Source organism: Nonomuraea sp. B19D2, from assembly GCF_040137845.1.
Taxonomy (GTDB): Bacteria; Actinomycetota; Actinomycetes; order Streptosporangiales; family Streptosporangiaceae; genus Nonomuraea.
The window spans coordinates 387,931-410,894 of the sequence record NZ_JBEFAK010000001.1 but is presented as its reverse complement, the minus strand read 5'-3'; the positions used below and the strand labels follow the sequence as shown (position 1 = coordinate 410,894).

Annotated in this window: 23 protein-coding genes; 11 read left to right on the top strand and 12 right to left on the bottom strand. The window is 69.2% G+C overall.

Annotated elements, in window-relative coordinates:
• Entirely contained in the window at nucleotides 1-1,110 is a 1,110-nt protein-coding gene (locus tag ABN273_RS02095) for a D-alanyl-D-alanine carboxypeptidase family protein (RefSeq protein WP_349446861.1), read from the top strand.
• On the opposite strand, the gene ABN273_RS02090 is transcribed toward ABN273_RS02095, so the two are convergent.
• Both ABN273_RS02090 and ABN273_RS02085 read right to left on the bottom strand, forming a co-directional pair.
• Nucleotides 1,099-2,049: a YihY/virulence factor BrkB family protein gene (locus tag ABN273_RS02090; protein WP_349446860.1), complete on the bottom strand. Its 951-nt coding sequence runs from the start codon at nucleotides 2,047-2,049 to the stop codon at nucleotides 1,099-1,101. The two genes, ABN273_RS02095 and ABN273_RS02090, sit on opposite strands and share 12 nt — an antisense overlap.
• A gap of 32 nt (nucleotides 2,050-2,081) precedes the next feature.
• Nucleotides 2,082-2,288 (bottom strand): hypothetical protein, encoded by a 207-nt coding sequence (locus ABN273_RS02085; RefSeq protein WP_349446859.1) that lies wholly within the window; start codon nucleotides 2,286-2,288, stop codon nucleotides 2,082-2,084.
• A 354-nt stretch (nucleotides 2,289-2,642) separates the two neighbouring features.
• Between ABN273_RS02085 and ABN273_RS02080 the strand changes: the two genes are divergently transcribed.
• The 4 genes from ABN273_RS02080 to ABN273_RS59360 all read left to right on the top strand — a co-directional run bounded on the left by ABN273_RS02080 (nucleotide 2,643) and on the right by ABN273_RS59360 (nucleotide 4,773).
• On the top strand, nucleotides 2,643-2,768 hold the full coding sequence (locus ABN273_RS02080; RefSeq protein ID WP_349446858.1) for a hypothetical protein: 126 nt from the start codon (nucleotides 2,643-2,645) through the stop codon (nucleotides 2,766-2,768).
• 220 nt (nucleotides 2,769-2,988) lie between these two features.
• Nucleotides 2,989-4,179 (top strand): helix-turn-helix domain-containing protein, encoded by a 1,191-nt coding sequence (locus tag ABN273_RS02075; RefSeq protein ID WP_349446857.1) that lies wholly within the window; start codon nucleotides 2,989-2,991, stop codon nucleotides 4,177-4,179.
• Nucleotides 4,180-4,256: 77 nt separating this feature from the next.
• A complete protein-coding gene (locus tag ABN273_RS02070; protein WP_349446856.1) occupies nucleotides 4,257-4,472 on the top strand; it encodes a hypothetical protein in 216 nt (71 codons plus the stop codon).
• Nucleotides 4,473-4,485: 13 nt separating this feature from the next.
• Nucleotides 4,486-4,773: an alpha/beta hydrolase gene (locus ABN273_RS59360; RefSeq protein ID WP_502910925.1), complete on the top strand. Its 288-nt coding sequence runs from the start codon at nucleotides 4,486-4,488 to the stop codon at nucleotides 4,771-4,773.
• Nucleotides 4,774-4,833: 60 nt separating this feature from the next.
• On the opposite strand, the gene trpS is transcribed toward ABN273_RS59360, so the two are convergent.
• Together trpS and ABN273_RS02060 are read right to left on the bottom strand one after the other, a co-directional pair.
• Entirely contained in the window at nucleotides 4,834-5,838 is a 1,005-nt protein-coding gene (gene trpS / locus ABN273_RS02065) for a tryptophan--tRNA ligase (protein WP_349446855.1), read from the bottom strand.
• Nucleotides 5,839-5,852: 14 nt separating this feature from the next.
• Complete coding sequence (locus ABN273_RS02060; protein ID WP_349446854.1) at nucleotides 5,853-7,166, bottom strand: hemolysin family protein; 1,314 nt, start codon at nucleotides 7,164-7,166, stop codon at nucleotides 5,853-5,855.
• Between the two features lie 86 nt (nucleotides 7,167-7,252).
• Between ABN273_RS02060 and galE the strand changes: the two genes are divergently transcribed.
• A complete protein-coding gene (gene galE, locus ABN273_RS02055) occupies nucleotides 7,253-8,203 on the top strand; it encodes a UDP-glucose 4-epimerase GalE (protein ID WP_349446853.1) in 951 nt (316 codons plus the stop codon).
• Between the two features lie 209 nt (nucleotides 8,204-8,412).
• Here galE and ABN273_RS02050 read toward each other — a convergent pair whose 3' ends face one another.
• Nucleotides 8,413-9,384, bottom strand: a complete 972-nt coding sequence (locus ABN273_RS02050) for a malate dehydrogenase (RefSeq protein ID WP_349446852.1) — start codon at nucleotides 9,382-9,384, stop codon at nucleotides 8,413-8,415.
• 56 nt (nucleotides 9,385-9,440) lie between these two features.
• Nucleotides 9,441-11,453 carry a protein kinase domain-containing protein gene (locus tag ABN273_RS02045; protein WP_349446851.1) on the bottom strand — a complete coding sequence of 671 codons (2,013 nt, stop codon included), beginning with the start codon at nucleotides 11,451-11,453 and terminating at the stop codon, nucleotides 9,441-9,443.
• 157 nt (nucleotides 11,454-11,610) lie between these two features.
• Here ABN273_RS02045 and ABN273_RS02040 point away from each other — a divergent pair, with 157 nt between their 5' ends.
• The gene (locus tag ABN273_RS02040; protein ID WP_349446850.1) at nucleotides 11,611-12,738 is read left to right on the top strand and encodes a saccharopine dehydrogenase family protein; all 1,128 of its coding nucleotides are present in this window, start codon (nucleotides 11,611-11,613) and stop codon (nucleotides 12,736-12,738) included.
• Between the two features lie 24 nt (nucleotides 12,739-12,762).
• Here ABN273_RS02040 and ABN273_RS02035 read toward each other — a convergent pair whose 3' ends face one another.
• Nucleotides 12,763-13,794 carry a polysaccharide deacetylase family protein gene (locus ABN273_RS02035; RefSeq protein WP_349446849.1) on the bottom strand — a complete coding sequence of 344 codons (1,032 nt, stop codon included), beginning with the start codon at nucleotides 13,792-13,794 and terminating at the stop codon, nucleotides 12,763-12,765.
• A gap of 126 nt (nucleotides 13,795-13,920) precedes the next feature.
• Between ABN273_RS02035 and ABN273_RS02030 the strand changes: the two genes are divergently transcribed.
• Entirely contained in the window at nucleotides 13,921-14,061 is a 141-nt protein-coding gene (locus ABN273_RS02030) for a hypothetical protein (RefSeq protein ID WP_349446848.1), read from the top strand.
• Between the two features lie 104 nt (nucleotides 14,062-14,165).
• Here ABN273_RS02030 and ABN273_RS02025 read toward each other — a convergent pair whose 3' ends face one another.
• From ABN273_RS02025 to ABN273_RS02015, 3 genes are all read right to left on the bottom strand, one after another.
• Entirely contained in the window at nucleotides 14,166-15,383 is a 1,218-nt protein-coding gene (locus ABN273_RS02025) for an NADP-dependent isocitrate dehydrogenase (protein WP_349446847.1), read from the bottom strand.
• A gap of 53 nt (nucleotides 15,384-15,436) precedes the next feature.
• Nucleotides 15,437-15,739, bottom strand: a complete 303-nt coding sequence (locus ABN273_RS02020) for a DUF3017 domain-containing protein (RefSeq protein ID WP_349446846.1) — start codon at nucleotides 15,737-15,739, stop codon at nucleotides 15,437-15,439.
• 192 nt (nucleotides 15,740-15,931) lie between these two features.
• Nucleotides 15,932-17,053, bottom strand: coding sequence for a citrate/2-methylcitrate synthase (locus tag ABN273_RS02015; RefSeq protein WP_349446845.1), 1,122 nt, complete (start codon nucleotides 17,051-17,053; stop codon nucleotides 15,932-15,934).
• Nucleotides 17,054-17,290: 237 nt separating this feature from the next.
• Here ABN273_RS02015 and ABN273_RS02010 point away from each other — a divergent pair, with 237 nt between their 5' ends.
• Nucleotides 17,291-17,938: an FHA domain-containing protein gene (locus ABN273_RS02010; protein WP_106236302.1), complete on the top strand. Its 648-nt coding sequence runs from the start codon at nucleotides 17,291-17,293 to the stop codon at nucleotides 17,936-17,938.
• A gap of 215 nt (nucleotides 17,939-18,153) precedes the next feature.
• Here ABN273_RS02010 and ABN273_RS02005 read toward each other — a convergent pair whose 3' ends face one another.
• On the bottom strand, nucleotides 18,154-19,683 hold the full coding sequence (locus ABN273_RS02005; protein WP_349446844.1) for a glycoside hydrolase family 10-like protein: 1,530 nt from the start codon (nucleotides 19,681-19,683) through the stop codon (nucleotides 18,154-18,156).
• 88 nt (nucleotides 19,684-19,771) lie between these two features.
• Here ABN273_RS02005 and ABN273_RS02000 point away from each other — a divergent pair, with 88 nt between their 5' ends.
• Together ABN273_RS02000 and ABN273_RS01995 are read left to right on the top strand one after the other, a co-directional pair.
• Nucleotides 19,772-21,208, top strand: coding sequence for a glycoside hydrolase family 3 protein (locus ABN273_RS02000; protein WP_349446843.1), 1,437 nt, complete (start codon nucleotides 19,772-19,774; stop codon nucleotides 21,206-21,208).
• Nucleotides 21,193-22,065 carry a MurR/RpiR family transcriptional regulator gene (locus ABN273_RS01995; RefSeq protein WP_349446842.1) on the top strand — a complete coding sequence of 291 codons (873 nt, stop codon included), beginning with the start codon at nucleotides 21,193-21,195 and terminating at the stop codon, nucleotides 22,063-22,065. The genes ABN273_RS02000 and ABN273_RS01995 overlap by 16 nt, the downstream gene beginning before the upstream one ends.
• 29 nt (nucleotides 22,066-22,094) lie before the next feature.
• Here the strand turns inward: ABN273_RS01995 and ABN273_RS01990 are convergent, their stop codons facing one another.
• The gene (locus ABN273_RS01990; RefSeq protein ID WP_349446841.1) at nucleotides 22,095-22,865 is read right to left on the bottom strand and encodes an IclR family transcriptional regulator domain-containing protein; all 771 of its coding nucleotides are present in this window, start codon (nucleotides 22,863-22,865) and stop codon (nucleotides 22,095-22,097) included.
• Nucleotides 22,866-22,964: the final 99 nt, after the last annotated feature.

Here is a 22,964-nt window from a genome sequence, read left to right as displayed (position 1 = left end):
ATGTGGACGAAAATCGTGCCGGTCACGGCACTCCTCGCCTCAGTCTCGCTCACCGGCGGGACCGCATATGCCGCGCCGACCACGCCGGTCGGCGGCGAGGCGCTGGGCAGCCACGGCCTGGTGGCGCCCGAAGGCGTCAAGAGGCCGCCCAAGAGCCAGGCCACGTCGTACGTCATCGCCGACGTGGAGACGGGTGACGTGCTCGCGGCCAAGGACGCCCACGGGCGCTACCTGCCGGCCAGCACGCTCAAGACGCTGACCGCGCTCACCCTCATTCCCAAGCTCGACAAGAACCGCAGGATCCGGCCCAGCGACAACGCCTGCAACCAGGAGGGCTCGGCGGTCGGCCTGTCGCCCAAGGCGACGTACAAGGTCGACGACCTGTTCAGGGCGCTGATGATGTCGTCGGGCAACGACGCGGCCATGGCACTGGCGGAGACGAACGGCGGCCTGGCCAAGACCATGCGTGACATGAACGCCGAGGCCAAGCGGCTGCAGGCGTACGACACCGTGGCCAAGACGCCCAGCGGGCTGGACAAGCCGGGACAGAGCAGTTCTGCGTACGACCTGGCGCTGATCGCCCGGGCCGGCCTCGCCAATCCCGCGTTCCGGGGATACATCAGCACCAAGACCGCCAACTTCCCCGCTCCCAGGGGCCACTACGAGATCAGCAACCACAACAAGCTGCTCGGGCGCTACCAGGGCATGATCGGCGTCAAGAACGGCTGGACCTCCAAGGCCCTGGGCAGCTTCGTCGGCGCGGCGACCCGCGACGGGCACACGATCGTGGTGACCGTCATGCGGCACGAGGGTTCCTTCTGGGACGAGGTGGCCGGACTGCTCGACTGGGGCTTCTCGGTCAGAGGCAAGGCCAGGCCGGTCGGGAAGCTCGTGGACCCGGCCCCGGACGCCCAGGCCGCCCCGCGGGCTTCGGCCCCGGCCGCGCAGGTCACGCCGGCCGCCCAGCCGCCGCTCCTGAACGACACCGCCAAAAAGAGCGATTCCACCAATCTGATTGGGTTCGTGGTGATCGGTGGAGGGTTGCTGTTCGGGCTGATCTGGCTCGGGTACGGCATCCGCCGCCGTCGCCGCGGCGGGTCACGCGCCTGAGGCCGCCGCCGGCCCCGCGCCCGAGGACGGGATCGGAGAGGGGGCCGGCGGGGGGCAGTAGCCGGCGGTGGCTGTCCAGGCGGCGACGTAGAGCACCAGCCTGGCGGAGAAGTTGATCCAGATGAGCAGCCCGACGATGACGGCGAACGTGCCGTAGATCGGGTTGCCCAGCGTCTGCCCCAGCAGTAACGTCGCCACCTGCTTGAGCAGCCCGAACCCGATCGCGCCCAGGAACGCCCCCTTGGCGATCACCCGGAACGGCTGGGTCGGCCTGGCCACCCACCCGAGCAGGATCACGAACAGCAGCCAGTCGGCCCCCACGCTCGCCGCCACGCCCGCGGCCCGCAGCCCCCCGGTGGCCACCGGCGACTCGCTGCCGAAGACGAAGTGCATGACCTTGTCCGTGGCCGTGGTGGCGAACCCCGCGACCAGCACGGACGTGATCATCGTCAGCCCGAGCAGGATGAGCGAGGCCAGGTCGCGGAGCTTGCCCACGAAGAAGTTGAGCGGCGGCGTGGTGGTCATCGACATCTCGCGCAACGCCCCGCGCAGCGCGTCGAGGGCGCCGAGCCCGGCGTAGAGGAGGCCGAGCAGACCGATGATCCCGGCGGCCTCCTTGGCCTTGCCGATGGCCTCGAGGTTGAGCTGGGCGGCGATGCCGGGCAGCCGTTCCACGATCGCCTGCTCCAGCGCCTGCCTGGTGGTCTCGCTGGTCGCCACCACGAACCCGAGCACCGCGTACGAGAGGGAGATCAACGGGAAGAACGACAGGAACGCGAAGTACGTGACCGCGCCCGCCAGCCGGTCGCCGTTCTGGAGCTGGTAGCGCTGGACCGCCCTGATCAGATGGTCGAGCCACAGGCTGCGGACCCGCCAGGAGTCCACCTTGCCGCGGCCCCAGGCCTTGATCGCCTCGATCCGCTCCATCCAGCTCGCCATCACGCGCCTCCCGGCGGCCTGCTATCCGGCGATCACGCGCTCATGACCACACCTGCCGATTCGGCGAGGGTCGCGAGGACCGCCGTCAGGTCGTGGTGGAGCAACTGCCCACCACGCTTGACCGCACGCCCCGCGACCAGAACCGTGTCCACCGAGCTGGTGTCGGCGTTCAGCACGACGGCGCCCTCGATCGTGGCCAGGTTGCGACTGAGAGTAAGTGGGCGGTAATGTTCAGTCACAGCCGGGTGCCTGACTGGCGCCCGGTCCCGCCCCCATTGGTGTCCGCACCAACGGGAAAGCGTCCGGCGGGGCGGTGGCCCAAGAGCCGCACTCCCTCCAGGAATGCGGAGTCAGGCCCCGACAACGCGGCTCTCACCCACGGTCCGCCCGGCTCACCGGACGGACGCGGCGTCGGCTTCCACCAGATCGCATCCCGGCCTCGGCCGGCATGCGACGAGGCTACGCCGATGTCCGTTTTACTCGCGTAAACACAGAGGGCTGAAGACGCTGAACATGTCTCCGGGCCCGTCGGGATCCCCGCCGCCCTGGCGGGGCCCGCGGCCGGGCGGCGCCGCCGTACCGGATGAAGCCGAGTGAGCTGTCGAAGGCGCTGTTCCTCACCTCCGGGGGCGGCCGGGATCCCGGACGAGGTCGTGCGCGAGGCGGCCGACGCGCTGCGCAAGGTCCTCTCCCACGTCGGCCGGCGCCGCTACCGCTAGTACGGAGCGACCGCACGCCCTCGTCGCAAGCCTTCAGGACGACGTTCTGGCCCCTTTGAGCCGGCCGGAACGCGAGCAGTTGTCGGGTTTGCCGGCCCGCCTCCTGGAGCGCCATTCGCGCCGCGGCAGCTCCTCTGAGCAGGGCTGAATCCATGGCAGGCGATCTCCCTGAGCCCTAGCCTGATGGGACGTCGGGACCGACCCAGGAGGCGGCACGCCCATGGCCGAAATCAGCACCGGGCAGATGATCAGGCTCCAGCGCGAGCGGCGGGGAATGAGCACCACCGCGCTGGCGACCCAGTCCGGCTGCACCCCCAGGCACATCGAGCTGATCGAGCACGGCAAGCGAACACCCTCGCTCCCCCTCCTCCGGGAGATCGCCAAAGTGCTGGGTGTGCGGACCGCCGTGCTCTTGGGCGAGGCCCCGCGCGACTCGCACGAGCCCAGCAGGCCGCAGATCAGCGACATCGAGCGTGCCCTGTTCACGTGCCGGTCGCTGGCGCCCGACATCGAGCCGCCCGACGCCGACCAACTCGCCGAACGGGTGGCGTCGGCGCGCAACGCCTGGTTCTCCTCGACGCGCCGCTATTCGATCCTGATGTCGGCCCTGCCGTCCCTGATCTCCGACGCCGAGAACCTCGCGCTCGAGGGCACGCCGCGGGCGCACAGCGTGGCGTCGGACACGTACATGCTGGCCAGGGGTGTGCTCAAGCACCTGCGGCGGGTGGACCTGGCGCATCTCGCGGCGGACCGGGCCATGCGCTTCGCGGAGGAGACGGCGGATCCGCTGATCCGCGCGTGGGCGTACTGGAATCTGGGACAGTCGATGTTGTCGGACGACATGCACCAGATCGCGTACGACGTCGCCCGGCGTGGCCTCGAGATGCTGGAGCCGCACGTCGCCGACGGCGACGACCGCCACATCAAGGCGCTCGGCGCGCTGCACCTGCTCGCCGCGGTCAGCGCGGCCCGCGGGGGCAACGACGACGAGGCCAGGGAGCGGGTACGCGGGCCCGCCGCGCAGCTCGCGCAGCGCGTGGAGGACGGGTCGGGCGTCTACGACCTGGCCTTCTTCGGGCCCACCAACGTCGCCATCCACATGGCCAGCATCGAGAGCGACACCGGCCGCCCGGAGGCGGTGTTGCAGATCGCCGACGACATCGACCTGCGGCGTACGCCGTCCATCGAGCGGCGCACCACCCACTTGAGCCAGGTCGCCCGCGCCTGCGAGGACGTGGGCGACGACGCCGCCAGCCTGCTCCACCTGCTGCGGATCGAGCGTGAGAGCCCGGAGGAGTTGGACCACAAGCTCCTGCTGAGGGAGATGGTGCGCTCGCTGGCCCGGCGGGCGCGCCCGTCGTGGGCGCCGGAGGTCCGCTATCTCGCCGAACGGCACGACATCCCGAACTAGGAGTTCGGTCGCGGCGAACGGGGAGTTCTCTTGCTCGAGTTCGTCACGGAACGGGGCTGGAGTGACACGCTGCGCTCATGACCAGTGCGCCGAGTGCCGATTTCGTCATGGAACGACTGCTTCAGGAGGCTACGCGGGAGTTCCCCGGATGGTCGTTCCGGCGGGACCGTCTGGGCTGGACCGCCACTCACGGCGACATCCGGCTCACCCGGCCGACCCTGGCCGCCCTGCGGGCCCTGCTGCGGGTGCACCGGGCGGCACCGAGCCAGCCCGGGCAGGCCCTGCGCGGCTAAGACCACGGTCCCCCTGACGCCATCCTCGCCAAGGATCCGGCAATTCATACTTCCGCCCGATTCCCTGAGCACCGGCCACCAGCTGGGCCGTTCTGGCCGGCTGCTCACGTACGAGGGCTGGGGCCGCATCGTCTACCGCCGCGGTACGTGCGCCACAGAGGCCACCGACGCCTACCTGATCTCGCAGACCCTGCCGGCGCCCGGGACCCGCTGCCCGGCCGTCCCGCCCGCTGAGACCAGGACGCTCATGGAGCCCGTCACTCCGCTGCCCGGAACGCCGGGCTGGCACTTCTCGTTCTGATCGCTTCAGCGGAGCCGTGGCTCGTGCGTGTGCGCTGAACGCGCACGAGCCCGGTGCCGGTTACCGGGTGGGGAGGAAGCCGACCTTGTCGCGGACCTCGGCCATGGTCTGCCTGGCCACCGCCGACGCGCGTTCCGCGCCGATGGCCAGCAGCCGGTCGAGCTCCGCCTCGTCCGACAGCAGCTTCTCCGTACGCTCCCTGATGGGCGTGAACGTGTCGGCCACCGCCTCCGCCACGTCCTTCTTGAACGTGCCGTACCCCTGTCCCTCGTAGCGGGTCACCAGCTCGGGGATGGGCGTGCCGGTCAGCGCGGACTGGATGCGGAGCAGGTTGGAGATGCCCGGCTTGTTCTCCTCGTCGAACAGCACCTCGGTGCCGGTGTCCGTGACCGCCCGCATGACCTTCTTGCGCAGCGGTCCGGGCTGCTCCAGGACGTCGAGGATGCCGGCGGGGCTCGAGGAGCTCTTCGACATCTTCGCCGTCGGGTCCTGGAGGTCGGTGATCTTCTCGACCTCCTTGAGAATGTACGGCTCCGGCAGCGTGAACGTGTCGCCGAAGCGGTGGTTGAAGCGCTGGCCCAGATCGCGGGTGAGCTCCAGGTGCTGCTTCTGGTCGGCCCCCACCGGGACGCGGTCGGCCTGGTAGAGCAGGATGTCGGCGGCCTGCAGGATCGGGTACGTGAAGAGGCCGACGCTGGCCGCGCTCTCGCCGAACTTGGCCGACTTGTCCTTGAACTGGGTCATCCGGCCCGCCTCGCCCATGCCGGTGAGGCAGATCAGGATCCACGCGAGCTCGGTGTGCTCGCGTACGTGCGACTGCACGAAGACGGTGGACCGCTCCGGGTCGAGGCCGGCGGCGAAGAGCTGGGCGGCGGCCACGCGGGAGCGGCGGCGCAGCGCGTCGGGCTCGGTCGGCACCGTGATCGCGTGGAGATCGACCACGCAGTAGAAGGCGTCGTGGGTCTCCTGCAGCGTGACCCACTGGCGGACGGCACCCAGGTAATTGCCCAGGTGGAAGGAGTCCGCAGTGGGCTGGATGCCGGAGAGAACACGAGGTCTGGCCATAGCAGGCAATTGTGTCAGGAATCCCGCTCGAGCGGCGACTCGGTCGCTGGACGGCGTTTCACTCTAACCCTGGAGATACGGCGCCCGTCCAGCTCGGTTACTGTCATCTCAAATCCCGTTATTTCCACCTTTTCCCCTACAGCTGGCACATGCCCCAGCATCGCCATGACAAATCCGGCCAGCGTCTCGTACGGGCCGTCGGGCAGCCGGATGCCGGTCTCGGTGGCGACGTCGTTGAGGTTCGTGAGGCCGTCGATCTCGATCTCACCGGCGGGCAGGACCACGACGTCCTCCTCGACGTCGTACTCGTCCCTGATGTCCCCGATCAACTCCTCGACCAGGTCCTCCATGGTCACGATGCCCGCCGTGCCGCCGTACTCGTCCACCACGATCACCAGGTGCTGCCCCTCGTCGCGCATCTCGTTCAGGGTGCTGAGCAGCCGTTTGGACGCGGGCACGAACTTCGCCGCGCGGATCGGCACCACCGCGCTGATCGGCTCGGTCCGCCCGGTGAGCTCGGGGTCCAGCAGGTCACGTACGTGCACGAAGCCGATGATCTCGTCGTAGGTGTCCCGGTAGACGGGGAAACGAGAGTGCGGCAGCCTGGCGGCGAGGTGGGCCGCCTCGTCCAGCGGGGTGTCGGCGTCCATGAACTCCACCTCGGTACGCGGCAACATCACCTCCCTGAGCTGCCGCTTCCCCGCCGCGAACACCTCGGCGATCAGCTTGCGCTCGTCGGCGGTGAGATCGGTGTGCCCGACCACCATGTCGCGCAGCTCCTCGGTGGTGACCTCCTCGCGACCGGCCGCCGGGTTGCCGCCGAGCAGCCGGACCACGAGGTCGGTGGACTTCGACAACATCCAGATGATCGGCCGCGACAGGGACGCGATCCGGTCGAGGAACGGCGCCACGTACAGCGAAAGCCCCTCGGCCCGCTGCAGCGCCAGCCGCTTGGGCGCCAGCTCGCCCAGCACGAGCGAGAGGTACGAGATCGCCAGCGTCACCAGCACGAGCGCGAGCACGGGGGCAACGGCCCCGGGCACCCGCCACTGCTCGAGCAGGGGCACCAGTTGCCCGGCGAGCCGGTCGGCGCCGAACGCGGCCGACAACATGGTGGCCACGGTCACGCCGATCTGGACGGCGGACAGGAAGCGGTTGGGGTCGCGGGCGAGCTTGGCCACCCGCTCGCCCCGGCGGCCCCGCTGGGAGAGCTTGCGGACCTGGCTGTCCCGGAGGGAGACCATCGCGATTTCGGCGGCGGCGAAGAACCCCCCGATCAGGATGAACAGCAGAACCAGGGCGATGTTGGCCGCGACGGTGTCAAACATGGTGGTTGGCAGCGTACTCGGCGGCTTTCCCGCGTATGCTGAACGGCAAGCCGTACAAAATCAAACAAATTTGAACAGGAGCACACATGAGGCTATTGGTCACCGGGGGTGCCGGATACGTCGGCAGTGTGGTCGCGGCGCAGCTCATCGAGGCAGGACACGACGTGACCGTACTCGACGATCTGTCAACGGGGCATCAGGACGCGGTGCCGGAAGGTGCCAGGTTTGTCCAAAAAAGCATCACGGAGGCACATGACGCGCTCGACGGCATGGACGCGGTGCTGCACTTCGCGGCCAAGTCGCTGGTGGGCGAGTCGGTGCAGAAGCCGGGGCTCTACTGGTCCAACAACCTCGGTGGCACGCTGGCCCTGCTCGACGCCATGCGGGACAAGGGCGTGGGCAGGATCGTGTTCTCCTCGACGGCGGCCACGTACGGCGAGCCCGAGCGCTCCCCGATCGAGGAGGACGACCCGACGCGCCCGACCAATCCCTACGGCGCCTCCAAGCTGGCCGTCGACACCGCGCTGAGCGCGTTCGCGCAGGTCCGCGGCCTCGGCGCGGTGAGCCTGCGGTACTTCAACGTGGCCGGCGCCTACGGCCGCTACCGTGAGCGGCACACGATCGAGACCCACCTCATCCCGAACGTGCTGAAGGTCGCGACCGGCGAGCGGGAGTCCGTGAGCGTCTTCGGCACCGACTACCCGACGTCCGACGGCACCTGCGTGCGCGACTACATCCACGTGGCCGACCTCGCGCGGGCGCACCTGCTGGCGCTGGAGGCGATCGTGCCGGGCGAGCACCAGATCTACAACCTGGGCAGCGGCAGCGGCTTCAGCGTGCAGGAGGTGATCTCGGTCTGCCGCGAGGTCACAGGGCACGAGATCCCGGCCGTCATCGCGGACCGCCGCCCCGGCGACCCCGCCGTACTGGTCGCGTCGTCCGCCCGGATCCAGCGCGAGCTGGGCTGGAAGGCCGAACGTCCATCGCTGCGCGACATCGTTTCCGACGCGTGGGACGCGCTTTCCGCAAATGCGTGATACGGCACCCGGAAATGTGCTGTGATACCCAAATGTGAGGAACTTTTCACCAAGGGTCACGAAGCTGCTCTTCGGTGTCCTCATCGTGGCGGGTTGCCTCCTGGCCGCCGCAGGCGTGGTCTTCGCCACACCGCAGCCCGCTCCCGCCGAGCAGCCGGTGTCCTGTCCGCCCTGAAGCCCCCCGCGCGGAAGCGGGGGGCCGGGAGGCGTCAGATGAGGCCGAGCTCCTTCACCGCGTCGCGCTCCTCCGCCAGCTCGCGCACGCTGGCGTCGATCCGGTCACGGGAGAACGCGTCGATCTCGAGCCCCTGGATGATCTCGAACTTGCCGTTCACCGCACGCACGGGGAACGACGAGATGAGCCCCTCGGGCACGCCGTAGGAGCCGTCGGAGACGACGGCCGCGGAGGTCCAGTCGGTGCCGTTGACCCAGTCGTAGACGTGGTCGATCGCCGCGTTGGCGGCCGAGGCGGCCGAGGAGGCGCCGCGGGCCTCGATGATGGCGGCGCCGCGCTTGGCCACCGTCGGGATGAACGTCTCGCGCAGCCACTCGGGGTCGACCTGCTCGGCCGCGACCTTGCCGCCGACCTCGGCGTGGAACAGGTCGGGGTACTGCGTCGCGGAGTGGTTGCCCCAGATCGTCATGTTCTTGATCTCGGTGACTGGGATCTGCAGCTTGGCGGCCAGCTGGGACAGCGCGCGGTTGTGGTCGAGCCTGGTCATCGCGGTGAAGCGGTCGGCGGGCACGTCGGGCGCGTTCTGCTGGGCGATGAGCGCGTTGGTGTTGGCCGGGTTGCCCACGACCAGGACCCTGATGTCGTCGGCGGCGTGGTCGTTGATCGCCTTGCCCTGCGGGCCGAAGATGCCGCCGTTGGCGCCGAGCAGGTCGCCGCGCTCCATGCCGGCCTTGCGCGGCATGGCGCCGACCAGCAGGGCGACGTTGGCGCCGGCGAAGGCGACGTTGGGGTCGTCGGTGATCTCGATGCCGGACAGCAGCGGGAACGCGCAGTCGTCGAGCTCCATGGCGGTGCCCTCAGCGGCCTTCACCGCCGCCGGGATCTCCAGCAGGCTGAGCTTGACCGGGACGTCGGCGCCGAGCAGCTGCCCCGACGCGATGCGGAAGAGCAGTGCGTAGCCGATCTGACCGGCTGCTCCGGTGACGGTCACCTTGACGGGCCCCATGGCCTTCCCCTCACTCGCGGGATATTCGCTGACTTTGGGATGTTACCCGCTTGTCATCAGCAGGTTTCCATCGCGGGCACCTTCAGCTCCGGCTCGAAGTCAACCTTGGCGAAATGCCTGGTCAAGAGCTGCTTCACGAAGCCCGTGCGATAGAGGTCGGCGATCACGGCCTTGACCGCCTTGCAGGTCTTCACGTCGCCGTTCCTGATGCCGACGGCGTAGCGCTCGTTGTTGAGCTTGGCGCCGAGCACCTTGAAGCGCATGTTCTCGCGGGCGGCGAACCCGGCCAGGATCAGGTCGTCACCGGGGATCGCGTCCACCTTGCCGCTCCTGAGCAGCGCCATGCAGTCGGCGTAGTCGGTGGCGCCGACCGGCTCGACCGCCACCTTGTCCTGCACGTCGCCGACGGACGGGCTGTCGGGGGCGCAGAGCTTCTTGCCCTTCAGGTCGTCGATGGAGTCGATGCCGCTGCCCGCGCGCACGAGGACGTCGCGGTGGGCCAGGTAGTAGGGCCCCGCGAACTGGGTCTCGGACTTGTCGACCGAGTATGTGGCCACGACGAGGTCGACGCTCCCGTCGTCGAGCGCGCCCGCCCGGTCGTCCCTGCTGACCCTGACGAACTCGGTCTCCTTCGCCCCTAACTCCGCGGCGATGCGCTTGGCCACGTCGATGTCGAAGCCCTGGAACTCGTCGCCGGGTGTGCCGTTCTCCAGGCCCACGCCGGGCAGGTCGCCCTTGACGCCGATCACGATCTTCCCGGTCTGCGCCACCTTGTCCACCACAGTGGCGAACGCGCCGGGATCCTGCGCGTCGAACGTCTCGGAGGGATCGGGCTCCCCACTGAACGCCAGTGGCCAGCCGACTTTCAGCACCAGCGCGATGGCCGCGGCGGCGAGCAGGACGGTCGCGGTGGCCAGCGCGAGCCACACCTTCGCGCGGCGCGACCGCGCGGGCACAGCGGGCTCGGTCACCGGGAACGGCCGCTCGCGCGGCGGCGGCGTCAGGGCCGCCTCGTTCCGAGCGGGCGGCATCGTCGCCGCCGCCTCCTTCGCAGCGGGAGGCAGTCCCATCGGGGCGCTCTCCTTCGCGGAGGGGAACGCTGTGGGGGCACTCCCCGCGGAGGGCGGCCCCGTCGGGGTGGCCTCCTTCCGAGCGGGCAGGTCGGTGATCGACCCGGCCGACACCCTGCTGAACGGCGTGGTGTCGTCGCTGGCCACCTGCACGCCCCGGGTGAGCACCGCCGTGGACGCCCCCACGGTGGACGGCTGACCGAGCAGCCGCAGCAGGATCTGGTCGGCGGACGGCCGGTCGGCGGACGACTTGGCCAGCGCGGAGCGCACCACGCTGCGCAGCGGCTCCGGCATCATGCCGACGTCGACCTCGTGGTTGAGAATGCGGTTGAGCACCACCGCGATGGACTTGCCCTCGAACGCCGGTTTCCCGGTGGCCGCGAACGCGATGGTGGCGCCCCAGGAGAACACGTCCGTATAGGGCCCCACCTCGTCGCCCGCGATCTGCTCCGGCGCCATGTAGGCGGGCGTGCCGATGGCCCGGCTGGTGATCGTGCCGGTGGAGTCGATGATCCGGGCGATGCCGAAGTCCACCACGCGCGGCCCGTCGGCGGCGATCAGCACGTTGTCGGGCTTGAAGTCCCTGTGGACGATCGCGGCGTGGTGGATCGCGGTGAGCGCGGTCGCGGTGCCGATGGCCAGCCGGTCGAGCACGGTGCCGGTGAGCGGCCCGTCAGTCTCGACGATCTCCCTGAGCGGCCGGCCGTCGATGTACTCGCTCGCGATGTAGGGCGTGTTGCCGTCGAGATCGGCCTCTATCACCCGGGCCGTGCAGAACGACGCCACCCGCTGCGCCGCCTTCAGCTCCCTCGCGAAACGCGACCTGGCGATCGTGTCACCGCTGAACTTCACATGCAGGAGCTTGATCGCGGCGCGCTCCCCCTTGTCGTTGACGCCCAGGTAAACGATGCCCTGACCGCCTTCTCCGATCCGTCCGGACAGCCGGAAGGACCCCAGATGGGCGGGATCGCCGGCGACCAGCGGCGATATTTGCGGCATTCGTCATCCCCACGTGTGCTGAACCCCAACCACGCAAACTTTACGACGGTCAGCAACTTCTCAGGGATCCGTTAACCGTTCGTGACGTCACGGTTTTACTCGCCGCCTGCGAGGGAGGGGTTGCGTGCGCTGCCCTTCTGCGTGGAGGCTCAGGATCATGGACCGCCCCTACGACATCGTGCTCTTCGGAGCGAGCGGCTTCACCGGCGCGCTCACGGCCGCCTACCTGGCCGATGCCGCGGGCCCCGGCACGCGCTGGGCGCTGGCGGGGCGCGACCGCGCCAAGCTGGAGCGGCTGGGGCTCGACGTGCCGATCCTGCTCGCCGACGCCACGGATCCGGCCTCGGTGGCCGGGCTCGCGCGTCAGACGCGTGTCCTGGCCACGACGGTCGGCCCCTACGTCACGTACGGCGAGCCGCTGGTGGCTGCCTGCGCCGAGGCCGGCACTCATTACCTGGACCTGACGGGCGAGCTCGAGTTCGTGGACCGGGTCTACGTCCGTTACCACGACAGGGCGGCCAGGAGCGGCGCCAAGCTCGTGCACGCCTGCGGCTTCGACTCCATCCCGTACGACCTGGGCGTGCTCCACACCGTCAGCCAGCTCCCCGAAGGCGTGCCGCTCAAGGTGAGCGGCTTCCTGCGGGCGAACATGAGCCCGTCGGGCGGCACCCTGGCCACCATGATGTCCATCTTCGGCCGCGCCCGGCAGATGGTGGAGCAGGGCACGCAGCGCCGCTCCGCCGAGCCCGGGCCTGCCGGCCGCAAGGTGAGCTCCCTGCCCGGCGGCGTCCGGTACGTGGGCGGCTGGGCGCTCCCGATGCCGACCGTCGACCCGTTCATCGTCGGCTACTCGGCCCGCCTCCTCGACCGCTACGGCCCGGACTTCACCTATCGCCAGCACTACGCCGTCAGGACCCTCCCCGCCGCCCTGGCCACGGCGGCGGGCGCGGGCGCCTTCGCCGTGCTCGCCCAGATCCCGCCGGTACGCGACCGGATCCAGAGCCGCGTGCGGCCCGGCGAAGGCCCTTCTGCCGAGCGGCGCGCGCGGAACTGGTTCAAGGTCACGTTCCTGGGCCAGGGCGGGGGCGAGCGCGTGGTGACGGAGGTCGCGGGCGGCGACCCCGGCTACGGCGAGACCGCGAAGATGTTCGCGGAATCGGCCCTCTGCCTCGCCTTCGACGACCTGCCGGATCGTGCGGGCCAGCTGACGACGGCCTCGGCCATGGGACAGCCGCTCATCGACCGGCTGCGCGCGGCGGGCATCACGTTCGCCAGGAAGCCGTGATCCGGCGGTCGCCTGGAACGTTCCTCAGTAGGGCAGGCTCCACTGCGTGAACGTCTTGCGCAGGTACGGGGTCTTGAACTTCGGATACGCCACCGTGCTCCCGTCCCCGTCCGAGGTGTAGCGCATGTCCGGGTTGCTCTTGAGCCAGTCCAGCCAGGCCTCCGAGCAGAACTGCTTGCAGTCGCCCTTCTTCTCCATGACCTTGATCCGCGGGATCCCCACCGGGTCGAACGCCTTGCTGAAGGGCGACGCCGCGGGTGTGTACCCCGCCAGGAACGCGCCTTGGTGGTTGTAGGCCTTGCCGCCGTGCAGGGCCCACTCCCTCTTGGACGGCTGGTTGCCGTAGGGCAGGGCGATCGTGGTCGGGTTGATGTTGGACAGGGAGTTGATCTCCTTGGCGATCGAGCCGATCTGCTCCTCGACCTCCTTGTGCGAGCGTCCGCGCAGGTTGATGTGGTCGCGGGTGTGGTTGCCGATGTCGAAGCCGTTGTCCTTGAGCCAGAGCAGCACCTGGGCCTGCTCCTCGCGCGCGCTCTTGCCGAACATGTCGCGGGTGACGTAGAACGTCGCCTTCGGGCGGAATCCCGGGTTCTTGGCGGCCACGTCCTTCAGGATCGCGACGGCCGTGTTGGGTGCGGGGACGCCCGCCTCGTTGAGCGTGAGCTGCGAGGGGGACGAATCATCAAATGTCAGGACTACGGGGTGCTTGCCGGCCGGGATGTCGATCTTGCCGGTCACCATCTCGGTGGCCGTGATCGGCACGTACCCCTCCCTGGCCAGCCGCTCCAGGTCCGCGCGGAACTGCTGTGGCGTCCTGTCATCCGTCGTGGTCGGCTTGTCGATGACCCGGTGGAACATGAGCACCGGGATCTGCCCCAGCTCATTCGCCTTGACCTTGGCGGCGAACTGGGCCTTGGCGACCTTGGCCGCCTTGAGCTTGGCCGCGGCGTCGACCTTGGTGTCGGCCATCTTGACGGTGCTGGGCTGCGAGCCGCATCCGGTCAGGCTCGCCGCGGCGGCCAGCAGGCCCAGTCCACTGAGAATACGCAGTCGCATCCGAACCCCCCGAGACACGTACGACTGTTGCTGTGGGGGCTCTTACCCAGCTGATCAACTACGGCACGCCGCCGCACCGTCAAGAGATGGTCTGGGAACAACCGACCGCCGCCCTGCCTGGTCGGCATGGGCATCCTGCCGCTGCAGTTCGCCGTCACCTTCCAGGCCCGCCTCCGCCTCGACACGCCTCGCGAGGCCGACTACTACCGGCACGGCGGAATCATGCCCGTTGTCCTGCGCGGCCTGCTCGCGGGTCCGTCCAGCTGACAGGCGCCGTTCCCGCCGTCCGGTGACGGGGCCGTCGGCGGCCCAGACATGCGAAACGGCCTCTACCTTGCGAGATAACCGCAGATAGAGGCCGTATTCGGGGGTTAGGCGGACATCTTCTTCTTGAGGTTCTCGTCCAGCGCCGCCAGGAAGTCCTGGGTGGTGAGCCACTTGGCGTCGCCGCCGACCAGGAGCGCCAGGTCCTTGGTCATCTGGCCGCCCTCGACGGTCTCGACGCAGACCTCCTCCAGCTTGTTCGCGAATTCGGTCACGGCGGGGGTGTTGTCGAGCTTGCCGCGGTGGGCAAGGCCGCGCGTCCACGCGAAGATCGAGGCGATCGGGTTGGTGGAGGTGGGGTTGCCCTTCTGGTGCTCGCGGTAGTGGCGGGTCACGGTGCCGTGCGCGGCCTCGGCCTCGACGGTCCTGCCGTCGGGGGTCATCAGGACCGAGGTCATCAGGCCGAGCGAGCCGAAGCCCTGCGCCACCGTGTCGGACTGGACGTCGCCGTCGTAGTTCTTCGCGGCCCAGACGTAGCCGCCCTCCCACTTCATCGCCGCGGCGACCATGTCGTCGATGAGGCGGTGCTCGTAGGTGAGACCGGCCTTCTCGAAGTCGGCCTTGAACTCGGTCTCGAAGACCTCGGCGAAGATGTCCTTGAAGCGGCCGTCGTACGCCTTGAGGATCGTGTTCTTCGTGGAGAGGTAGACCGGGTAGTTGCGGGCCAGACCGTAGCGCATCGACGCGCGGGCGAAGTCGCGGATCGACTCGTCCAGGTTGTACATCGCCATCGCGATGCCGCTGCCGGGGAAGTCGTACACGTCGAGCTCGATCGGCTCGGAGCCGTCCTTCGGCGTGAACGTGAGGGTCAGCGTGCCCTCGCCCGGGATCTTGAGGTCGGTGGCGCGGTACTGGTCGCCGAACGCGTGACGGCCGACCACGATGGGCTTGGTCCAGCCGGGGACGAGGCGCGGCACGTTGGACATGATGATCGGCTCGCGGAAGATGACGCCGCCGAGGATGTTGCGGATGGTCCCGTTGGGGGACTTCCACATCTTCTTGAGACCGAACTCCTCGACCCGCGCCTCGTCCGGGGTGATGGTGGCGCATTTCACACCGACGCCGTACTTCTTGATGGCGTTGGCGGCGTCGATGGTGACCTGGTCGTCCGTGGCGTCACGGTGTTCGATGCCGAGGTCGTAGTACTTCAGGTCGACGTCGAGGTAGGGAAGGATCAGCTGGTCCTTGATGAACTGCCAGATGATCCGGGTCATCTCGTCGCCGTCAAGCTCGACGACCGGACCCTCCACCTTGATCTTGGGCATGCGAATGGTTCCCCTTCAATGAATTGATGCGTTGAGGCTATCGGACCGTCCGGTCAACGGGCGAAAAGGGACAGGATCAGCGCCTTGAGCTCGTTGTTGTAAAGCAAGAGCGAGGTCAGGACCAGCACGAACCCAAACCCGGCAAGCGTGATGACGTCGGCCCTCTTGCTGCGTACGGACAGCTGCCCGTCGTAGCCGGCGAAGCGGAGAGCGGCGGCCATCATGATCACGCCGCCCAGCACGAACCCGCCCCAGCGCAGGTTCCAGAGAAGGATCACGAGCACACCGATGACCGCACCCGCCAGGATCAGCGGGTACGGTCCCCAGCTCTCACGCTCAGTCCGATGATCGCTCAACGCTCTCGCTCATCGCTCGTGTTGATGGTCGCATTCGCCCAGACTCATCGCTCGTGCTCATGGTCGCATTCGCTACGGGCCTCCGTTGGCATCGTGCCTCGCTCTCTCCGGCCCAGGCTCATCGCTCGTGTTGATGGTCGCATTCGCTACGGGCCTCCGTTGGCATCGTGCCTCGCTCTCTCCGGCCCAGGCTCATCGCTCGTCGATCGGCTTCCACTTCTGATCGCGCTCCCCGATGTACTCACTGTCGGGCCGGATCAGCCTGTTGTCCGCGTGCTGCTCGATGACGTGGGCCGTCCAGCCGGACATCCGGCTGACCGAGAAGACCGGCGTGAACAGGTCCGTCGGGATGCCGAGATAGTGGTAGACCGAAGCCGCGTAGAAGTCGACGTTCGGATAGAGGCCCTTGGTCTCGAAGACGACCTCCTCCATTTCCTTGGACATCCGATAGTAGGTGTCGTCGCCGCCGGCCTCAGCCAGTTCGGCGGACATCCTGCGCAGGTGGGTAGCGCGCGGGTCCTCGGTCTTGTAGACGCGGTGGCCGAAGCCCATGATCTTCTCGTGGGCCGCGAGCTTGTCGCGTACGGTCTGGGCCACCTGGCCCGGCGGGATCGACTCCAGCGTCTTCATGACCTGCTCGTTCGCGCCGCCGTGCAGCGGGCCCTTGAGGGTGCCGATGGCCGCGACGATCGCGGAGTGCATGTCGGAGAGGGTCGCGGCGCAGACGCGGGCGGCGAACGTGGAGGCGTTCATGGTGTGGTCGGCGTGGAGCACCAGGCACTCGTCGAAGATCTCGACCTCACGGGGGTCGGGGACGCGGCCGGTGATCTCGTGCAGGAAGTTCGCGGCGATGCTCAGGGACGGGTCCGGCTCGGGGACGCTGCCGCCGGTGCGGGCGGCGTGGTAGCGGGCCACCAGAAGGGGTTGCTGCGCGGTCAGCCGGGCCGCCTTGCGCAGGTTGGCGTCAGGGGCGATGGAGTCCTTGTCGGGGTCGTCCGCGCCGGAGAGCGACACCAGCGAGCGCAGCGCCTCCATGGGTTTCTGTTTCTCGGCGATCTCGGCGATGTTCGCGGAGACGAGGGCGCCCAGCTCCCGGCCCTGTGCCAGCTCCTCGCCGTAGGCGTCGAGCTGGGACCGGTTGGGCAGCTTGCCGCGCTGCAGCAGGTGTGCGGTCTCCTCGAACGTCGCGCGGCCGGCCAGGTCGTGGATGTCGTATCCACGGTAGAAGAGGCGACCGGCCTTTCCGTCAATGTCGCTCAGCGCTGTGGACGCCGCTACGACATCGGCCAGACCTTTCGTGGGCTTGTCCGCCATGAGTGGTTCCTCCGCTTATCTTCGACCGAAGTCTACCCGTGAGCAGGCAAAACCGGCCGCAAAGGTCCAGACCAATTTCACGCCGGATTCTCCTTTCAGCAAAGGCGATTCCGCATCCCCTCGTTTGGGTAAGCCGGAGCTGTAGTAATAGTTACGGCGGGCTACCTGGGGAGGAACTGCCGTGCCCAGGTGGAGGCGTGCCGTTCATACGCTGCCTCACAAGGGGAGGAACCGCCAGTGGAGGGGCCGTTCATACGCATCGAGGACACTGGCGAGGTGGTCCCGTTGCGCCCCGAGATCACGACGGTCGGGAGGGGCCGGGGAGTCGACATTCGGCTCACCGATCCCAGCGTGTCTCGACTCCATGCCGAGTTCGTCAGACGAGGACCCTACCTGTACGTCGTCGACCTGGGCCTGTCCAGGAACGGCACGCGGGTGAACGGCAGGCCGATCGCCCGGAGGGTTCTTGACGACGGCGACGTCGTCTCGTTCGGCGCGGCGCGGGGTCGCATCGGTGGAGTCCCCCGTGAGGACTTCACCCCCGAGGTCGAGCTGCGCAGGGCGGCCGCGCCCGAGCTGACCAGGCGCGAGGTCGACGTGCTGACCTCGCTCTGCAGGCCGGCGCTGTCGGATGAGGCGTTCGTCGCCCCGGCGACCGCACGTGAGATCGCCGACGACCTGGTCGTGACCGAGGCCGCGGTCAAGCAGCATCTGCTGCGGCTCTACCAGAAGTTCAGGATCCCCGAGGGCACCAACCGGCGCACCCGCCTCGCCAACGAGGTCGTCGCGCTCGGTCTGGTACGCCCGACCCCCGTTGTGCCACCACAGCGGTCGTCGGGCGCCTCGACCGAGCAGCCATCGGCGGCCGGGCGAAGGGCATCCTAGGCGCAGAAACCGCTGCCTGTGGCGGACCGCTGAACGCGGTCCACCATAAAGGGCTTCTTTTAGGGACGGCTCTTAGGGCCTGATCGCGACCGGGGCTTCGGCGAGGGGTTCCGGCAGCGTCGGAACCTGAGTGTCGACGTGCCCGCGACCACGGGAAGCGGGCACGTCGACGGCCGGGAAACCCGCCTGGCGACGCGCGTTGGCGCAGCGCGCCCTCAGATCACTCTGAAGCCGTTGCTCGGCTTGCTGGTCCGGTTGGCCCGGTCCACCGCCACCACGCAGTAGTGGTCGCCGCGCTTGCCGTCCGGGTCCGTCCAGCGGACCTGCCGGTCGCCGGGCACGATCGCGACGAGGTTGCGCGCGTCGGCGAACGCCTCCGACGAGGCGTGCCCGTCGAAGCGGAAGATCGCGAACAGGAACGGCTCGTCCCTGCCGGTGGCCACGGCCCGTACCTCGACCCCACCGGAGCGGCGCAGCGCGTACGCCAGCACGGGGCGGCGCGGCGGCTCGCCGTTCGCCAGCCTGGGCAGCACGGGAGCGAGCGCCGGTCGCTGGTAGTGGTCGTTGACGGCGGTGGTGATGGAGCCGATCCTGTCGACCTTGACGTCGTTGGCGTTGTACCAGATGTCGCCGCCGATCTCAGGGTGCTTCCTGTTCAGCGTCAGATGGCTGGACAGCTCGCCGGGGGCCTGCCACTGGGCCGCCTGCGCCGGGTCGCCCGCCTTGTAGGCGGCCTGGCCGATCCACAGCAGGGTCTTCGTGCCGCTCGCCACGTCCGACCACCAGGGGACGAGCTTGGCGTAGTCGGCCGGCGGCTGCCCGATGTACCAGTAGAGCTGCGGCGCGATGTAGTCGAGCCAGCCCTTCTTGACCCAGCCGCGGGTGTCGGCGTGCAGGCCGTCGTACGACTGGCCGCCGCTGGTCTCGGAGCCGAGCGGGTCGGTGGCCTTGTTGCGCCAGATGCCCGACGGGCTGATGCCCCACGCGATGTCCGGCTTGGCGGCAAGGACCCGCTGCTGCATCTCCTGGACCATGAGGTCGACGTTGTTGCGCCGCCAGGAGGCCAGGTCGGGGAAGCCCGCGCCGTACTTGGCGAACGTGGCGCTGTCGTCGAAGGCCGCGGTGTTGGTCGGGTAGAAGTAGTCGTCGAAGTGCAGGCCGTCGATGTCGTAGCGGGTGACCGCGTCCATCATCGCGTCCTGGCAGAACTTCCGCACCTCAGGCAGGCCCGGGTTGTAGTAGAGCTTGCCGCCGAACGGCAGGATCCAGTCGGGGTGCTTGCGCCCGGGGTGGTCGGGGTGCAGCTTGGCGGGGTCGGACTGCATCGAGACGCGGTACGGGTTGAACCAGGCGTGGAAGGCCAGACCGCGCTTGTGCGTCTCCGCCACGGCGAACCCGAGCGGGTCGTAGCCGGGGTCCTGCCCTTGGGTGCCGGTCAGGTACTGTGACCAGGGCTCGAAGGGCGATGGCCAGAACGCGTCCGCGGTCGGTCTGATCTGCACGAACACCGAGTTGAGCTTGCGCTGCACGGCCACGTCCAGCCAGGCGACGAACTCGGCTTTCTGCTGCTCGGCGGTCAGCCCCGGTTTCGAGGGCCAGTTGATGTTGACCACGGAGGCGATCCACATGCCGCGCATCTGGTGCAGCGGCGGAACATAGTCCGCCTGCGCTAACGCGGGCAGCGGGACGGCGGAGGCGGCGGCCGCGAGGGCGAGACCCTTGAGGAGAGTCCTTCTGCTGGGCATTGGGGGGTGGCCTCTCGAAAGTGGTTGTATCGAAGGCGACGATGACAGAAAATTACCTTCAGATCAACAACCGTGAAGGAAAATGCCGATGAGCGGTGACCTGTCCAGACTGGCGATGACCGTGCTGCATCCAGGGTACGAGGGGGCCTCCGCTCCCGACTGGCTGCGACGCGCCCTGGGTGAAGGTCTCGGCGGGGTCGTCCTGTTCGCCCGCAACGCCATCGACGCACAGCTCGTACGGCATTTGCGCGCCGAGAACCCGGCCGCCGTCATCGCCATCGACGAGGAGGGCGGCACGGTCACCCGGCTGGAGGTCCTGGCCGGCAGCTCCTTTCCCGGCAACAGGGCGCTGGGCGTGGTGGACGACGTGGCCCTCACCGAGCGGGTGGGCCACCAGATCGGCAGGATGCTGGCGGAGCTGGACATCACGCTCAACTACGCACCCGACGCCGACGTGAACGCCAATCCGGCCAACCCGGTCATCGGCGTGCGCTCGTTCGGCCCGTCCCCCGATCTGGTGTCCCGCCACACGGTCGCGTACGTGAACGGGGTCCAGGGTGCGGGCGTGGCCGCCTGCGCCAAGCACTTCCCCGGCCATGGGGACACGGTCACCGACTCCCACCTGGCGCTGCCGACCGTGCACGCCTCCCGCGAGGTGCTACTCTCCCGCGACCTCCCGCCGTTCCGGGCCGCGATCGGCGCGGGGGTGCGCGCGGTCATGTCGGGCCACCTGCTCATTCCCGCTCTCGACCCGTCGCTGCCTGCGACGCTGAGCCGTACCGCGATGACCGAGCTCCTGAGGGGCGAGCTCGGCTTCGACGGGATGCTCGTCACCGACTCGATCGACATGCAGGCGGTGGCCGCCATGTTCCGCCCCGGCGAGATCGCGGTGCGAGCGCTGAACGCGGGCGTGGACGCCATCTGCGTGGGTCAGGGCTCCGAGGAGATCGTTTACGAGATGCGCGACGCGATCGTCGCCGCCGTGCGCTCCGGAGAGCTGTCCGAGGAGCGGCTCGCCGAGGCGGCCACGCGGGTGCTCGCGCTCTCCGAGTGGTACGTCGCGCAGGCGGCGCTGCGCGACAAGGCCAGGAGCGACGTGGACCGGGGTGTGGGCCTGGAGGCGGCCAGGGCGGCGCTGACCACCTCGGGCACCGCCACCCTCGACCGTGGACCGCTGGTCGTCGAGGTCAACACCCGCCTCAACAAGGCTGTGGACCCCGCCACGCCGACGGGCATCACGGCGGCGCTCTCCACCCTCCTGCCGAACACGGCATGCCTGCAGCTGGAGCCCGCGGGCGAGCTGCCGGACCTCAAGAGCGACGCTCGGCCGATCGTGCTCGTGGTGCACGACGCCGCCCGGCACGACTGGGTACGCGAGACGGTGGCCAAGGCGCTGGTGATGCGGCCCGACGCGATCGTGGTGGACACCGGTGTCCCGGCGCCCCCGGGCGATGCCGTCCACGTGGCCACCCACGGGATCTCCCGCGTGTCCGCGCAGGCTGCGGCCGAATGGCTGACTCAGTGACCACCGAACCCGCGAACCCGGTCGCCGCCGTACGTGCCGTGCTGCCGTCGCTCACGCCGGCGGCGCAGGCCATCGCCCGCATCATCCTGGACGATCCCGGGCTGGTGGTACGGAGCACGATCACCGAGTTCAGCGGGGTCTCCGGGACGAGCGAGGCCACCATCGTCCGGACCGCTCGCGCGCTGGGCTTCTCGGGGTACTCGCAGATGCGCTTCGCGCTGGCGGCGGCCGTGGCCAAGGAGCCGGAACGGCTCGTGCCCGGCGACCTCGCCCCCGACGACCCGCTGACGGACGTGATCGCGAAGGTGGCCCGGGCCGAGTCCGAGGCGCTGGCCGACACCGCGGCGCAGCTCGATCCCGATCAGTTGGGCGACGTGGTGAAGGCCATCTCGGTGGCGCGTCGAGTGGACGTGTACGGCGTCGCGGCCTCGGGGCTGGTGGCGGCGGACATGTCGCAGAAGCTGCTGCGGATCGGGCTGTCGAGCCATCCGTTCAGCGATGCGCACCTGGCTCTGACCAGCGCCGCGCTGCTCCGGGAAGGGGACGTGGCCGTCGCGATCAGCTGCAGCGGGGAGACGCCGGACGTGCTGGTCCCCGCCCGCACAGCCGCCGAGACCGGGGCGCTGATCGTGGCGATCACGAACAACCCGCGCTCTTCGCTTGCCGAGCTGGCGGACCACACGCTGGTGTCGGCGGGCCGGGAGACGGCCTTCCGCCCCGGGGCGCTGGCCAGCCGGATCAGTCAGCTGCTGATCGTGGACTGCATCTTCGTGGGGCTGGCGCAGCGGACGTACGACGCTTCCGACGCCGCCATCCGCGCGACCCGCGACGCCACGGACCGCTACCGCAACCGCTGACCCCCTCCCACCGACCCCGCCGTCGATGGTCAGGCGCGGGTGACCGTCAAAGCGGCGAGGTCGGCTTCGATCTTGGCGGCCGTGCCCAGCAGCGGGGGAAGCAGGTCGCGCCGGGCCGCCTGGAGGGTCGTGCGGCTGGCGTGGGTCGAGACGTTCAGCGCGGCCACCGTACGGCCGGACCGGTCGCGGATGGGCGCGGCGATCGACCGGAGCCCCTCCTCCAGCTCCTGATCCACCATCGCCCACCCCCGCTCGCGCACCCTGTCCAGCTCCGCGCGCAACGCCGCCGGCAGCACGATCGTGTGCGAGGTGAGACGGCGCAGCTCGGCCCGCTCCAGGTACGCGTCCAGTTCGGCCGGAGGGAGGGCGGCGAGCAGCACCCGCCCCATTGACGTGCAGTAGGCAGGGAACCTGGTCCCGATGCTGATCGTCACGCGCATGATCCGGGCCGTCGCCACCCGGGCCACGTAGACGACGTCCTCCCCGTCCAGCACCGCCACCGAGGCCGACTCGTGCACCTCGGCGGCGAGGCGTTCCAGGTGCGGATCGGCGACCTCGGGCAACGAGAGGCTCGACAGGTACGCGTACCCCAGCTCGAGCACCCTGGGCGTGAGCGCGAACAGCCGCCTGTCGCTGCGCACGTACCCCAGGTCTTCGAGCGTGAGCAGGAACCGCCGGGCCGCCGCCCTGCTGAGCCCGGTCGCGCGGGCCACCTGGCTGAGCGTCAGCTGGGGCTCCGTGGCGCTGAAGGCCCGGATCACCGCGAGCCCGCGGGCCAGCGACTGCACGTGATCAACCATCGTGATCCCCTTGACATGGGCCGGTAAAGGCGTAAGTTCCGCGATACGGGGATGTTCGGTCAGAGAATACATGTGCGCATCGCGAACAAATAGGAGCAA